Annotated in this window: 14 protein-coding genes and 1 pseudogene; 8 read left to right on the top strand and 7 right to left on the bottom strand. The window is 31.4% G+C overall.

Going from position 1 to position 14,308, the window contains the following annotated elements; translation table 11 throughout:
• Positions 1 to 27: 27 nt before the first annotated feature.
• The 7 genes from AC0L3M_RS06795 to AC0L3M_RS06765 all read left to right on the top strand — a co-directional run bounded on the left by AC0L3M_RS06795 (position 28) and on the right by AC0L3M_RS06765 (position 6,685).
• The gene (locus AC0L3M_RS06795; protein ID WP_473432305.1) at positions 28 to 1,479 is read left to right on the top strand and encodes a CotH kinase family protein; all 1,452 of its coding nucleotides are present in this window, start codon (positions 28 to 30) and stop codon (positions 1,477 to 1,479) included.
• 168 nt (positions 1,480 to 1,647) lie between these two features.
• Complete coding sequence (locus AC0L3M_RS06790) at positions 1,648 to 2,169, top strand: hypothetical protein (protein WP_473432304.1); 522 nt, start codon at positions 1,648 to 1,650, stop codon at positions 2,167 to 2,169.
• 24 nt (positions 2,170 to 2,193) lie between these two features.
• Positions 2,194 to 3,336 carry a YHYH protein gene (locus AC0L3M_RS06785; RefSeq protein WP_473432303.1) on the top strand — a complete coding sequence of 381 codons (1,143 nt, stop codon included), beginning with the start codon at positions 2,194 to 2,196 and terminating at the stop codon, positions 3,334 to 3,336.
• Between the two features lie 426 nt (positions 3,337 to 3,762).
• Positions 3,763 to 4,206 (top strand): YHYH protein, encoded by a 444-nt coding sequence (locus tag AC0L3M_RS06780; protein ID WP_473432302.1) that lies wholly within the window; start codon positions 3,763 to 3,765, stop codon positions 4,204 to 4,206.
• Positions 4,207 to 4,360: 154 nt separating this feature from the next.
• Positions 4,361 to 4,843: a toxin-antitoxin system YwqK family antitoxin gene (locus AC0L3M_RS06775; protein WP_473432301.1), complete on the top strand. Its 483-nt coding sequence runs from the start codon at positions 4,361 to 4,363 to the stop codon at positions 4,841 to 4,843.
• Positions 4,840 to 5,508: an SCO family protein gene (locus AC0L3M_RS06770; RefSeq protein ID WP_473432300.1), complete on the top strand. Its 669-nt coding sequence runs from the start codon at positions 4,840 to 4,842 to the stop codon at positions 5,506 to 5,508. The genes AC0L3M_RS06775 and AC0L3M_RS06770 overlap by 4 nt, the downstream gene beginning before the upstream one ends.
• Positions 5,509 to 5,587: 79 nt before the next feature.
• On the top strand, positions 5,588 to 6,685 hold the full coding sequence (locus AC0L3M_RS06765) for a WD40/YVTN/BNR-like repeat-containing protein (protein WP_473432299.1): 1,098 nt from the start codon (positions 5,588 to 5,590) through the stop codon (positions 6,683 to 6,685).
• Positions 6,686 to 6,814: 129 nt separating this feature from the next.
• Here AC0L3M_RS06765 and AC0L3M_RS06760 read toward each other — a convergent pair whose 3' ends face one another.
• From AC0L3M_RS06760 to AC0L3M_RS06730, 7 genes and pseudogenes are all read right to left on the bottom strand, one after another.
• On the bottom strand, positions 6,815 to 7,264 hold the full coding sequence (locus AC0L3M_RS06760; protein ID WP_473432298.1) for a hypothetical protein: 450 nt from the start codon (positions 7,262 to 7,264) through the stop codon (positions 6,815 to 6,817).
• An 11-nt stretch (positions 7,265 to 7,275) separates the two neighbouring features.
• Entirely contained in the window at positions 7,276 to 7,758 is a 483-nt protein-coding gene (locus tag AC0L3M_RS06755) for a hypothetical protein (RefSeq protein WP_292946519.1), read from the bottom strand.
• 32 nt (positions 7,759 to 7,790) lie between these two features.
• On the bottom strand, positions 7,791 to 8,336 hold the full coding sequence (locus AC0L3M_RS06750) for an RNA polymerase sigma factor (protein WP_145002158.1): 546 nt from the start codon (positions 8,334 to 8,336) through the stop codon (positions 7,791 to 7,793).
• A gap of 274 nt (positions 8,337 to 8,610) precedes the next feature.
• Positions 8,611 to 10,389: an ABC transporter ATP-binding protein gene (locus tag AC0L3M_RS06745; RefSeq protein WP_473432297.1), complete on the bottom strand. Its 1,779-nt coding sequence runs from the start codon at positions 10,387 to 10,389 to the stop codon at positions 8,611 to 8,613.
• A 63-nt stretch (positions 10,390 to 10,452) separates the two neighbouring features.
• Positions 10,453 to 12,180: a phospho-sugar mutase gene (locus tag AC0L3M_RS06740; RefSeq protein ID WP_473432296.1), complete on the bottom strand. Its 1,728-nt coding sequence runs from the start codon at positions 12,178 to 12,180 to the stop codon at positions 10,453 to 10,455.
• A 71-nt stretch (positions 12,181 to 12,251) separates the two neighbouring features.
• Positions 12,252 to 13,204: pseudogene (locus AC0L3M_RS06735) on the bottom strand (glycosyltransferase family 2 protein).
• Between the two features lie 36 nt (positions 13,205 to 13,240).
• Positions 13,241 to 13,771, bottom strand: a complete 531-nt coding sequence (locus AC0L3M_RS06730) for a DUF4199 domain-containing protein (RefSeq protein WP_028281742.1) — start codon at positions 13,769 to 13,771, stop codon at positions 13,241 to 13,243.
• Positions 13,772 to 13,929: 158 nt separating this feature from the next.
• Between AC0L3M_RS06730 and AC0L3M_RS06725 the strand changes: the two genes are divergently transcribed.
• Positions 13,930 to 14,181 carry a type B 50S ribosomal protein L31 gene (locus AC0L3M_RS06725; RefSeq protein ID WP_145002153.1) on the top strand — a complete coding sequence of 84 codons (252 nt, stop codon included), beginning with the start codon at positions 13,930 to 13,932 and terminating at the stop codon, positions 14,179 to 14,181.
• Positions 14,182 to 14,308 lie beyond the last annotated feature (127 nt).

The following is a 14,308-nucleotide window of genomic DNA, read 5'->3' as shown; positions in this document are numbered from 1 at the left end:
TAACATAACCAATAAACCATAAATAATATGAAGTATATAAAAAGCAAATTAAACCTTTTATTAATAGCAGTTATATTTGGTATAACGCTTACAGCCTTTACTTCTTGTAATGACGATGATAGCGTTACAACAACTGAAATAGAGGATGAAGACGTTGGAGTAATTGACGATACTGATTTTGAAGCCACAGATTGGACTTCTGAGACGCACAGTAAAGATGCAGATCCTAATTTTGAAGAGGTATTTGAAGATAACGCTGTAAAAAGATTAGATATAGTAATTACTGAAGCACGTTGGCAATCTATGCTTGATAATATGACAAGCCTTTACGGAACTTTTGGAGCTGGTGCAGGCGGTCCAGGAGGAGGAGCTGGTGGTGGTGTTTTAACAGAAATTGACGAAGATCCAATTTTTGTACCTGCCGAAGTATTTTATAACGGTATTGAATGGTATCGCGTAGGTGTTAGATTTAAAGGTAATTCTAGTTTACAAACTAGCTGGCAAAATGGAATTTTAAAACTATCGCTTAAATTAGATTTTGATGAGTTTGAAGATGATTATCCACAAATAGACAACCAACGTTTTTATGGTTTTAAAAAGTTAAGTCTTAAAAATAACTTTGATGATAAGTCTATGTTGCGCGAAAAAGTAGCGACAGATGTTTTTAGAAACTCAGGATTAGTAGCCTCACATACTGCATTTTATACCGTTTATGTAGACCATGGTGATGGACCACAATATTTTGGACTGTACACTATGGTGGAAGAAGTAGATGATACCGTTTTAGATACACAATTTTCTGATGATGATGGTAATTTATACAAGCCAGATGGTGTTGCTGCTAGTTTTGCTATGGGAACTTATAATGAAAGTGAATACGTTAAAAAAACTAACGAAGATGAAGGCGATTTTGATGATGTTGCTAGTTTATTAGCTGTAATAAATGATGGTTCGAGAACTACAGACCCAGAATCATGGAGAGCAAATCTTGACGCTGTGTTTGATACAGATGTCTTTATAAAATACTTAGCAGTTAATACAGTCGTTCAAAATTGGGATACTTATGGAAGGATGACACATAATTATTTTTTATATAACAATCCCGATACTAGTAAACTAACATGGATACCATGGGATAATAACGAAGCTTTGCAAACAGGAAAAATGGGAGGCTCATTACCATTGGATTTTTCAGGATTAAACAACTCTGAATGGCCATTAATAGGTTATTTGTATCAAGACTCGGTTTACAAAGCGCAATATGATACCTATGTTCAAGACGTAGTAGATAATGCTTTTAATGTTAGCACAATTCAGTCTCTGTACGCAAATTATGCAGCATTAATACAACCTTATGCAACATCAGAAGTTGCAGGTTATAGTTTTTTAGAAAATGGTTCGGATTTCCAAAATGCAGTTAACCTGTTAAATACACATGTATCATCTCGTGCAACAGCAGTTAGTGATTACTTAGATTAAAAATAATTAATTAGTTTTTTAATAGCAGTTAAAGGCTTCATTATGTAAAACTTATGAGGCCTTTATAATAACGATATACTATTAAGACAAAATAAATTCAATATAAAAATATTTTATCACAAGTTTTTTAGAATAAAAGCATCTAAAGCTTATAAACAGTATTTAAAAATGAAAAATAACCAATTAAAAACAGTATTAACAGTCTTTTCAATGCTATTATGTTTTAGCGTATTTGCTCAAAGAGGTGGAGGTAGACAAGGTGGAAGAGGAGGTGAAAGAGGTCAGCAACGTGGAGGAGCACCAGATGCGTCTGAAATTCTTTCAAAATTAGACACTAATAAAGATCTAGTGATTGATAAAGATGAAGCAGCTAGTGATGAAAGAGGGAAAATATCAGAAGATTTTGATTTAATTGACGCTAACGAAGATGGAGTGATTGATTTGGATGAATTAAAAGTGTCTTTAGATGATAGTAAGCCTAGAAAAATTTCAGCTAAAAAAATAATCAAAGCTATTGATGATAATGGTGACGGAACATTAAATGAATTAGAAGTAGCTGCTAAAAATAAAATTGAATTATCTGATAATTTTAGTAAGATAGATACTAATAGTGATGGTGAGTTAGATTTGGAAGAATTAAAGGCGTTTTTTGAAACTGATGATAAGCCTAAACGTAAAAAAAGAGACTGATTTTAAACAAGAATAGCCAAACAAATGAAAAATATATTTAAAATTATTACACTAGTGATTATTGGACTTTTGTTTGGTTGTAATAGTCAAAAAAAATCTACGTCTCATAGTCATGATGGTACTCCAAATCATTCTCATGATACAGATCATGTTGTTACATCATCTGACAATTATTACGGGAATTACGATTTAGAGGATGCTACTTTTGGGACTAAAACTAAAGTTAGTATTGTTGGAGATACGCGTATTATGGTGACCAATTCATTACCAAACCATGACACAGGAGTTTTTCCTAATCCAGGTAATCCAAATACTATTGCGCCTCAGGATATCACTTATTCATTTCCATTAATACCAAAATATACTGGTAAAGCGCAATGGATGAGAGAACCAGGAATTGCTTTAAACGGAATTAAATTTGAGCCTCAAACCGCAGAGGTTGTAGTGTGTGATACAGGAGAAAATTATCGTGTAGAGGCTATTCAGGATGTTATAGATCTTGGTTTAGATTTTAATCATGCACATGTACAACCTACAGGTGCTTATCATTATCATGGGACGCCTACGTCTATGATTTCAAAATTTGATACAGGACAAGATTTGGTTCATATTGGATTTGCTCATGATGGTTTTCCTATGTACTATTCAAAAAGTGGACAGTATAAACCTAGCTTTAAATTGTTAGACGGAACCAGAGAAGGTGAGGATTGTACTTATGATAATCCACATCAGCATATGGATATTGCTGTTGGAGGACATCATGACGGAACGTATGGTTCAGATTACGAGTATGTAGCTGGTTATGGAGATTTAGACGAGTGTAATGGTATTACTATAGATGGGAAGTATATGTATTTAGTGACTAATCAGTTTCCGTATGTTGGTCGTTGTGTAATGGGAGAAGTGGAAGCAGAGCAACATGCACCTCCAAATGGTCAGAAGAATAGTCAAGGAGGACGACCGGAAGCATCGCAGATAATAGAACAAATGGATGCTAATAAAGATGGGAAGCTCTCTAAAAATGAGGTTAAGGGACCTATCGCTGAAGATTTTTCTAAAATAGATACAGACGATGACGGTTATATTACAAAAGAAGAATTAGAAAAAGCCTCAAAAAATGGAGGACAAAGACCACAAGGCGGACGTCCTCAAGGCGGAAGAAATTAATATATATAAAATAAAAAGCAAGTTTTTTTATAACACGCATCTAAACTTTAAATAACCTTAAAACACTAATAGTATGAAACTTTTTTTAAACCATTAACGTACATATCAATTGTTGCTTTAGTATTATTAGCTTGTAATAGTGATGATTCAGTAAGTGATGATTCAGTAATTGAAGCTACTACTGATGATGATGAAGTAGCTGTAACAGAATTACATGCAGCATTTTCAGCATTTAATTCGGATGCTGTTACAGTAATTCTTTCTGATGATGGTACTCAAGTAAATATTGAAACGACAGGATTTCCTGATCATACTTCAATTTATTGGGAACCTGATAATGCACTTTATATTGATGAACCTGGCGTAACTAAAACAACTCAAAACACATATATTGGCGGAGGTCAAGGAGAAGCTGCAAGTTTTACAGTGGATGCGACACCAAATTTAACAGGTGCCTCCGTTACTACACAATTAAACACTATTGGTATTGCTGTTAGTGGTGCGTCTATTTTTAATGATCAGGAAGGTATGGGAGATTTAGATCAAGCAGCTGGAAGTTTAGATTGGGCTGGTGCACATAAAGGTCCTGGTGTATATCACTACCATTTAGAGCCTACACCAATTACTAGCAACGACGATAGCTTAGTGGGTATATTGTTGGACGGTGTATTTATCTATGGAAGACAATGTAGTTCTACAGGTGCAAATCCTACAGATTTAGATGCTTCTGGTGGTCATACATCTACTACACAATACACAAATGGAGTAGAGGAGTATCATTACCATATAATAAACGAAGTATATCCTGCTAGCAATTATGCATACGCACCAGCATATGTATTATTTGCAGGACCATTCCAAGGTTACTAAAATATAAAAGCATGAGACCAATTCTTTTTTTATAATAATAGTATTTACAATATCAGGTTGTAAAGACGCTTCTGATAGTACAAATAGTAATTCCGTCACTAAAAAGGAACAGCCAATAGTTATAGGTAATGTAGAATTATTAAAGGAAGCATTGGTGCTTAATGGCAATAAAGGAAGATGGTATTACAAAGACAAACCATATACAGGCTATTCTTTAAAATATTATCCAAATGGCGTTTTAGAAGAAAAATTAGGTTTTTTTAATGGAAGAAGAGAAGGTGTAGCAAAACGTTGGACTAAAAATAAAAAACTACAACTAGAATCTTATTATAAAAATAATAAGTTAGACGGTGTTTATAAAACATGGTGGGAAAATGGTCAGTTATCTGGGCAGTCGTTTTATGAAAACGGTGTAAAGCAAGGTGAAGAAAAACAATGGTTTCCTGATGGGCAAATGTTTAAATTAAGAAATTTTGCGGATGGAAAAGAGCTTGGTTTTCAAAAAGCGTGGTTAGCTAATGGCAAATTATATGTTAATTACGAAGCAAAAAATGGACGTATTTTTGGTATGAGACGGGCTAGTTCATGTGTTAGATTAGAAGATGAAGTTGTAATCAGAAAAAAAATAGTTTTATGAAATACTTATGCATCATACTAGTGTTAATTTTTACTAGTTGTAAGAAGGACGTTAAAAAAGAAAACATTAAAGTAATTGAAAACAGCAGAGTAGAGTATCTGCCATATTACAACGATGACTCGTTTACACCGCACTGGTTAACACCAAATACTAAAGAGGAAAAGGCGTTTCATAAAATCCCTGACTTTTCTTTACAAAACCAATTAGGAGAAACGGTAAGTCAAAGCACGTTTGATAATAAAATATATATAACCGATTTCTTTTTTACAACCTGCCCAGGTATTTGTCCTAAAATGACAGGTAATATGGCCAAAATTCAGGAAGAATTTAAAAACGATCAGGACGTTTTATTATTATCTCATTCGGTAATGCCAAGTACAGATTCAGTTTCTGTTTTAAATGCTTATGCTACCAATAATAACGTTATAGCTAATAAATGGCATTTAGTAACAGGCGATAGACAACAAATATATGATTTGGGAAGAGATCACTATTTTGTAGAAAGTGATTTAGGAGAAATAAAAAGTATTGATGACTTTTTACACACCGAAAATTTTTTACTAATAGATAAAAATAAACACATAAGAGGTATCTATAATGGATTAAATAGAGCTTCCATAGCGCAATTAATTATAGATATAAAAGCATTAAAAATAGAAGGGTAAATAATTTTGGTTGATTATTTTTCAGTAAAGCTTCGCTGTAATGGTGGAGCTTTTCTATTTTTATAGAAAATTAATAATCATGAAAAAAATAATATATCTAATATTTAGTATTTCGTTTATAATTGGATTAGGCGGTTGTGGTATTGGTAAATATAAAACGGTATCAAAGCCAATTAAAACCACTTTTACAACTGTTGAGATTGAAACGTTAATAGAAGATGATGCTTTAAATGTAAGAGCTATTGAAATTATTGATACTGTTGGTTTAGCCTATTTAACGTCTGAAGGTAAGTTTGGTATGTATTTTAATAATGATTTACCAGGATATAATGCGATTAAAAAGGTATTACCCATTCAGATAAAACATGATACCATTATTCCAAATTTTAGAGCTTTGGCTGTTACTAGTAATAAAGGTTATGGGTTAAGTATAGGGTCACCTGCTTTGATTTTTAATTTAGATGTTGATTTACATAAAAACACAGTCGTGTATCAAGAAAATCATGAAAAAGCATTCTACGATGCTATGGAATTTTGGAATGACCAAGAAGGTATTGCAATTGGAGATCCAACAGATGATTGTTTAAGTGTAATTATAACAAGAGATGGAGGAGAGTCTTGGACAAAACTATCTTGTGAGGTGTTACCAAAAGCAAAAGAAGGCGAAGCTGCATTTGCTGCAAGTGATACTAATATAGCTATTGTAGGTGATAAAACGTGGGTGGCTACAGGTGGTAAGGCTAGTCGTATTTTATATTCTCCAGATAAAGGAAACACTTGGGAGGTCTTTGAAACACCAATTATACAAGGCTTAGAAACTACAGGTATTTATAGTATAGATTTTTATGATGAAAACAATGGTTTTGCAGTAGGTGGAGATTACACCAAAGCGGATGATAATGTGGCTAATAAAATAAAGACTACTGATGGCGGAAAAACATGGCAACTTATGTCTGATGGTACTGGACCTGGTTACAGAAGCTGTGTACAATACGTACCAAATAGCAATGCGCAACAATTAGTTGCAATTGGATTTAAAGGAATAGATTACAGTAGTGACGCTGGTAATACGTGGACGCATTTAAGTAATGATGGTTATTATACTATTAGGTTTATAGATGAAACAACAGCGTATGCTGCAGGAAATAAAAAGATTAGTAAATTAACCTTTAAATAGATTGTTTGAATAGTAGAAATAGCGTCATTCTAAATTTATTTCAGAATCTCATAATTATTCAATCAAAGAATTTAAAATCAAAATAATTTAAGTTTAATGCAAAAAAAGAAGCCTATTGGCTTCTTTTTTTTACTCTTTTTTATTGTCTTTGTGTCTTCCTCTAAACTCTTCTATCATTTTTCTTTTAAAGGAGCGTTCAGCATTAAATAGTAATACAATTTTTTTGTAACTAATTATTTTTGAAAGCTTATCTACGTAAATTTTATAGCTTTTTACTCTAGCGTCTTCCAAATCTTGCATGTCCTTAATTAGGGTTTCAGCTTCTTTGTTAGTTAATTTTGTAACATCAATATCCTTACGTTTGATGTCAGACGCTTCTCTTAATTTGTTTTTTTGTTCTTCAAAGTCATTGTAAACAGGCCAAAAAGCTTCTGCTTCCTTGGAGGAAAAATCTAACTGCTCTGTAATGTGTGCTACTTTTAAAGCTTTAAGTTTTTCGTGTTGTTTTATTTTATCTTTTTGTGCAATTGCACTAAAAGAAAACACTAAAACTAGTAATGTTATAATATGTTTTTTCATTGTAATATGTTTTATTCTTGGTATAAGTCGTTTAAATCTATATCGTCAATATAGTCTTCAACTTCAATTAAATTATAATCTATAAAATCTGTTTGAGATAATTCCGAATCATTAATTAACATGTTAAGATCGTTAATTTCTATTTCATCTAAAATATAGTTTTCTACAGTATCTGTATCTAAGCTGTCTAATGTAGGAGCTGCTTTAAATAGGTTTAAATTAAATAATAGTACTATGGCTGCAGCAACGCTAGATAATGATACAATAGTTTTTTTGTTAAACAGATTAAATACTTTAGGTTCTGGCTTATCTAATTTAGATAAAATATTGTTTTCTAAAGTTTCAAAATAACCATCTGGAACCTTAAACCCAGAGGTTTTAGAATGTGCTTCTAATGTTGCTTGCGCTAGAATGGCATCTTCTAATCCTTCAAAGTAGTCCTTAGGGATTTTAAATCCTGAAGTCTTGATTGTATTTAAGCTTTCTTTTTTCATTATATTATTAAGACTAAAAAAACGTAATTGGTTTAATGTTCTTTTAAATAGGCTTCTATTTTTTTAGAAGCTAAATGGTAGGATGCCTTTAAGGCTCCTTCGCTGGTGTCAAGTATTTCTGATAGTTCGCTGTATTTTAAATCTTGAAAATATTTCATATTAAACACTAATTGTTGTTTTTCAGGAAGTGTTGCTATTGCTTTTTGAAGTTTAAGCTGTATGGCTTCTCCTTCAAAGTAAACGTCCGATTGTAAATTGTTTATTGCTAAATCCTGAGTATCGTGACTAGCAGTGTTTTTTAATTTTGCGTTTCTTTTTAAATGTGTTAAAGCTTCGTTAGTTGCTATTCTATAAATCCAAGAGTATAATTGGCTGTCGCCTTTAAATTTATTAATGTTTTTAAAAACCTTTATAAACGTATTTTGTAAAACGTCATCCGCATCGTCATGAGATTTTACTATATGTCTAATGTGCCAATACAATCGCTCTTTGTATAGCGTGATTAGTGTTTTAAAAGCAGCGTTTTTTTCTGATTCAGATTGTAATTGCTGCACTAAAAGTGTTTCGTTCTCTGACATATTAAATATTAGACTCTAATTTAAGCTAATAGTTTAAAAGTTTTGTTAGAATTTTTAATGATTATTAACTATCTGTAAATCATAGTTTTATACGGAAATAAACGATTAAATGTATGTTTTGTCGGTTTAAAAACAAAATTTACTTGTTTTTTAGTATTATTTGCTTTAGATTTATCTTATTAAATTTGGTTATGTTGTTGGCCCCAAATCTAGCAATGCACAAAAAAAAGGATAAACTTGGTTTATCCTTTTTTTAATTAATTATTTGTTTTAATTATTCAAAGCTTTGCATTTCTACTAACTTTTTATACATACCGTTTTTATCTAATAGTTCTGTGTGTGTGCCTTGTTCTACAATTTCACCTTTTTGCATTACAATAATTTGATCTGCATTTTGGATGGTAGATAGCCTGTGAGCAATAACAATAGATGTTCTGTTTTTCATCATATTTTCTAAAGCAACTTGGACTAGGCGTTCGCTTTCAGTGTCTAAAGCTGAGGTAGCTTCATCCAAAATCATAATAGGAGGGTTTTTAAGTACAGCTCTAGCAATACTTAGACGTTGTTTTTGTCCACCTGAAAAATTATTTCCAGCATCTCCAACATTGGTTTCAATACCTTTTGGCAACTCGCTAACAAACTCCCAAGCATTTGCAATTTTTAAAGCGTCGATAATTTGATCTTCGGTTGCATCAGGTTTACCTATTAAAATGTTGTTTTTTATGGTGTCATTAAATAGGATAGAATCTTGTGTTACTAATCCCATTAGATTACGTAAAGACTTTTTTGTCACTTTTTTTATGTCATTACCATCAATAGTAATGTTACCTTCATTTACATCATAAAAACGAGTCAGTAAATTAGCTATTGTACTTTTTCCACTTCCAGATTGTCCTACAAGAGCAACAGATTTTCCTTTAGGTACTTTTAAGCTGAATTTTTTAAGCACATTTTCTTCTTCATATCTAAAATTGATGTTTTTGATATTGATTTCGTGTGAAAAGTCTGTTAAGTCAATAGCATCACTATTTGTTATTATAGTTTCCTCTTGTTCTAATATTTCAAATACTCGCTCTGCAGCAGCTAGTCCATTTTTTACAGAATATGATGCTTTAGAGATTGCTTTTGCTGGTGTTAAAATGTTATACGCTAATAGTAGATACACTAAAAATAATTCGCCTTCAAGTGTTTTTTCAACTAATACTAGATTACCTCCATACCATAAAAGAATAGCAATTGTAACAATACCCATAAACTCACTCATTGGTGAGGCTAAGTTGTTTTTGTTACCTATACTATTTGATAATTTTAATAAACGGTCAACAGAATTATTGAATTTTTGTGTGAAACTAGATTCTGCATTGTAACTTTTAACAACCTTTAATCCTGTTAGGCTTTCTTCTACAATTGATATGAGTTTTCCTGATTCTTCTTGAGCTTTTGTTGATTTTGATTTTAAATTTTTACCGATTCTAGAAATTATAAAACCAGAAATGGGCATGAAAACAAAAACAAAAAGTGTAAGATTTACACTAATTTTTAGCATAGCATAAATCGTAAATAGTATTGTTAAAGGCTCTCTAACAATAAGTTCTAAAATAACAAAAAATGATGATTGTACTTGGCTAATGTCACCTAACATTCTAGCCATTATATCTCCTTTTGTGCGATTTGAATAAAAAGGTATTGATAAGCTTATAATTTTTTGATACATTTTTTTACGCAGATCACTTAAAACTCCATTTTTTAAATGCATCATATGAAAGGACGCTAAATAGTTAAATAAGTTTTTGAGTAAAAATGTAGTAATTACTAAACCAACAGCTAACAATAATGAATATTGAGGACCATGTATCTCATTAAGTTTACCAATTTCATAGAAGAATGAATCTTTTAAATAATCAGTAATATTCCAAATGTCAGTATACACAGGTTTTTTTAGAATAGTTGTAGGCTCTGAGTTTTTTTGAAATAGCACTTCTAACAATGGAAACATTGTTATAAATGATAATGTGCTAAAAAGCGCGTATAGAATATTAAAAATAACATTCATCACTATATTAAACTTATAAGGTTTAATATATGGGATTATTTTTTTAGGTTTTGATCCATTTAATTATAACTGCATATCTTTTAATATAGCATCAATCTTGCTTTCCAATTTCTGTTCCGTAGCTTCAAATTCTGACACATTGTCTAAAGTGGTATTAACGCTAATGTAGAATTTTATTTTAGGCTCTGTACCACTTGGTCTTAGGGCTATTTTACTTCCGTCTTCCGTATAATAAATTAATACATTTGATTTAGGTACATCAATAGTACTTGTAGTATTGTCTATTGTATTTTTTGCTTCAGATAATTGATAGTCTTCAATCTTGATAACTTTTGACCCATTAACTGTTGTTAGAGGGTTTTCTCTTGCATCAATCATCATTTGTTTGATTTCTTGCGCACCTTCAATACCTTTTTTAGTCATGGATATTAAACGTTCTTTATAAAAACCATGTTTAGTGTACAGTTGTATTAATTCTTTGTAAAAACTACTGCCTTTAGCTTTTGCTTGAGCTGCAATTTCGCAAGCAAGTAAAGCAGATGTTACAGCATCTTTGTCACGTACAAAATCACCAACCATAAACCCAAAACTTTCTTCTCCACCACCAATAAACTCTTGGTTAGGAAAGTCTTTAATCATTTTAGCAATCCATTTAAATCCAGTCAGACCAATTTTACATTCTACCTTAAAGGCATCTGCTAAAGCAGTCATCATTGGCGTAGATACAATGGTGCTTCCTATAAATTGATTGTCATTTATTTTGTTGTTATTTTTCCATTGTTGCAATAAAAACTCAGTCATCATGACCATGGTTTGGTTTCCGTTTAATAAAATCATTTTATTATCTAAACCTCTAACAGCAATACCAACTCTGTCACTATCAGGATCTGTACCTATAACAATATCTCCATTTACTTTTTCTGCTAATTCTAAAGCCATTTTAAGAGCTTCAGGTTCTTCTGGATTTGGAGATTTTACAGTTGGGAAATCGCCATTAGGCTCACGTTGTTCTTCAACAATATTTACATTATTGTAACCTGCACGTTTAAACGTTTCTGGTATGCTAGTAATGGAAGTTCCGTGCAAGGATGTAAAAACTATATTCAGATTATCTTTGGCAGCTTTGGGTGTATCAAAACTTCCGTTTTTTACTGCTGCATCAATAAAAACATCATCAACTTCTTTTCCTATATATTCTATTAAATCAGGCTTTGCTTCAAATTTTATTTCGGCATAGTCTAAGGCATTTATTATTTTAATAATTTCGGCATCTTGAGGTGGTACTAGTTGTCCACCATCTTGCCAATATACTTTGTAACCATTATATTCTGGTGGATTATGTGAAGCAGTTAAAACAATACCACAATGACAGTCTAAATGTTTTAAAGCAAAAGATAACTCTGGAGTAGGACGTAGGTCTTCAAATAAATAAACTTTGACATTGTTTGATGAAAACACGTCTGCCACAACTTTTGCTAAACTTTTACTGTTGTGTCTACAGTCGTAAGCGATAGCAACTTTTAAGTCTTCTCCTGGAAAAACAGTTTTCATGTAATTACAAATACCTTGTGTGTTTTTTCCTAAGGTATATTTATTAATTCTGTTTGTCCCAATTCCCATTACACCACGCATACCTCCAGTACCAAACTCTAGGTCTTTATAAAAACTTTCTTTAAGCTCAGTAGGCTCTAAAGCGATAAGATTTTTTATATAATCTTGTGTTTCATTATCAAAAGCTGGAGTTAACCAAGTATTGACTCTGTTTAAAAGTTCTGGTTCAATATGTCTCATAGGTTGTGGTCTTAAATTAAGATAAATAATTACCTAAAGGTAGTTATTTGTTTTGTTATTAATTAATAAGTTTAGTCCTTTAAATTTAAGGATTCTTTAATTAAATATCTTTTTTTGTCTGATTTTTGACGTAAAATTATTTCGCCTAAAAAACCAGCAACAAAAAATTGTGATCCTAAAATCATGGTTACTAATGCTAGATAAAACTGAGGTCGTTGGGTGATTAGTCTGCCTGAGGTATTAAAAAATAGTTTGTCTATTCCTAAATACAAAGCAAAAACAAGTCCTAAGCCAAACATAATAACGCCTAATGCACCAAATAAGTGCATTGGTCTTTTGCCAAATCTGGATAAAAACCAAATGGTAATTAAGTCTAAAAACCCGTTAACAAAACGATCCATTCCAAATTTGGTTTCGCCATATTTTCTGGCTTGATGTTGGACTATTTTTTCACCAATGTTAGAAAATCCAGCATTTTTGGCTAAAACTGGTATGTATCTGTGCATTTCGCCATTTACATCAATATTTTTAACAACATCTTTATTGTAGGCTTTAAGTCCGCAATTAAAGTCATTAAGTTGGACACCTGAAGTTTTTCTTGCTGCCCAATTAAATAATTTTGAAGGTAAGTTTTTAGTTAACTTATTATCGTAACGCTTTTTTTCCATCCAGAAACTAACTCAAAACCTTGATTAGTAATCATGTTGTAAAGTTCAGGTATTTCCTCTGGATTGTCTTGTAAATCGGCATCCATAGTGATTATTACATCTCCTGTTGCTGTAGCAAAACCAGCATGTAATGCTTGGGATTTTCCAAAGTTTTTTAAAAATCTAATACCTTTAACGTTATTGTCCGATTTTTGGATTTTTTCAATAATTTTCCAAGAATTATCTGTACTACCATCGTCTATAAACAATAGCTCATAAGAAAAACCATTGGTTTGCATGACATTTGCAATCCAATGGTGTAATTCTGTTAATGATTCTTCTTCGTTAAGTAGTGGTATGACTACTGATATGTTCATAATTTAATTTGAAATATATTTTCAAATATAAAACTATTATAGGTCTTCGTTAGTTTTTTTCATTATTAATGAAACAATAAGTCCAATAACAGCTTGTATTACTAAAAACATGGCTGTAGATTGTATTTGTGGCATTAACGCGAATTGGTTTTTTTGCGCTTCCATAAGATCTAAAGTTTTAGCGATTTCCTCTTCAGGAGCGTTAAAATTTTTCATGATTTGTAATGTTGCTTCAATTGTTTTTTCTTTTAAAGCAACAGCAGCTTCAGGGTCGATAAAATTAAAAACAAGTACGCTTACCAAAGTGCTAATTATTACACCTATTGCAACCGTAATAAAATAGGAACTAAAACTTTCTTTAAATGAAATATAACCACCTAATGATGCTTTAGATTTTGATACAGAAATAATTCCGTAGACAATAATTATAACGAATAATAAAATACCTAACCACCATTTAGTTAATAGGTCTAAGTACAAAGCATAGGCTAATACAGTGATTCCGCCTAAGGTTGCACCAAGGTACAGACCAAAATTAATTGCGATTGATTTTATAGTTTTTTCCATAATTTTGTTGAGTTAATTAGTTAATAATCTATTAGTCTTAAAGTGCAATAATATGTTACAATATTACATAATTATTTTTTTCATAAATTAGTTGCTCATTTGTAAAAAATACTTAAATTTGCACCTCGAATTTAGTTAAGATAAAAAAGCATTTAGCGATGAAAAAAGGTATACATCCAGAAAATTATAGAATGGTAGCATTTAAAGACATGTCAAACGATGACGTATTTTTAACTAAGTCTACTGCAAACACTAGTGAAACTATTGAAGTTGATGGTGTTGAATATCCAGTTATTAAAATGGAGATTTCTAGAACGTCTCACCCATTTTACACAGGTAAGTCTAAACTAATTGATACTGCAGGTCGTATCGATAAATTCAAAAACAAATACGCAAAATTTAAAAAATAATTTTAGCGTTAACTATATTTTAAAAGCCTTTCATTTTTATGAAAGGCTTTTTTTGTTATCTTATTTTCAACTATTTTTGAATGCTAAACACAAAAAGTAAAATGCTTAATTGTGTTTTGATGTTTAA

This window comes from Olleya sp. KJ81-1 (assembly GCF_055808135.1).
Note: the sequence above shows the minus strand (reverse complement) of the source record. Positions and strands in the feature narration are given on the sequence as shown.

Coding starts and splice junctions, on each gene's coding strand:
- AC0L3M_RS06730 (WP_028281742.1), bottom strand. CDS start 13,771: ATGGAAAAAACTATAAAATCAATCGCAATTAATTTTGGTCTGTACCTT.
- AC0L3M_RS06790 (WP_473432304.1), top strand. CDS start 1,648: ATGAAAAATAACCAATTAAAAACAGTATTAACAGTCTTTTCAATGCTA.
- AC0L3M_RS06795 (WP_473432305.1), top strand. CDS start 28: ATGAAGTATATAAAAAGCAAATTAAACCTTTTATTAATAGCAGTTATA.
- AC0L3M_RS06740 (WP_473432296.1), bottom strand. CDS start 12,180: ATGAGACATATTGAACCAGAACTTTTAAACAGAGTCAATACTTGGTTA.
- AC0L3M_RS06770 (WP_473432300.1), top strand. CDS start 4,840: ATGAAATACTTATGCATCATACTAGTGTTAATTTTTACTAGTTGTAAG.
- AC0L3M_RS06745 (WP_473432297.1), bottom strand. CDS start 10,389: ATGAATGTTATTTTTAATATTCTATACGCGCTTTTTAGCACATTATCA.
- AC0L3M_RS06750 (WP_145002158.1), bottom strand. CDS start 8,336: ATGTCAGAGAACGAAACACTTTTAGTGCAGCAATTACAATCTGAATCA.
- AC0L3M_RS06760 (WP_473432298.1), bottom strand. CDS start 7,264: ATGAAAAAACATATTATAACATTACTAGTTTTAGTGTTTTCTTTTAGT.
- AC0L3M_RS06725 (WP_145002153.1), top strand. CDS start 13,930: ATGAAAAAAGGTATACATCCAGAAAATTATAGAATGGTAGCATTTAAA.
- AC0L3M_RS06755 (WP_292946519.1), bottom strand. CDS start 7,758: ATGAAAAAAGAAAGCTTAAATACAATCAAGACTTCAGGATTTAAAATC.
- AC0L3M_RS06785 (WP_473432303.1), top strand. CDS start 2,194: ATGAAAAATATATTTAAAATTATTACACTAGTGATTATTGGACTTTTG.
- AC0L3M_RS06765 (WP_473432299.1), top strand. CDS start 5,588: ATGAAAAAAATAATATATCTAATATTTAGTATTTCGTTTATAATTGGA.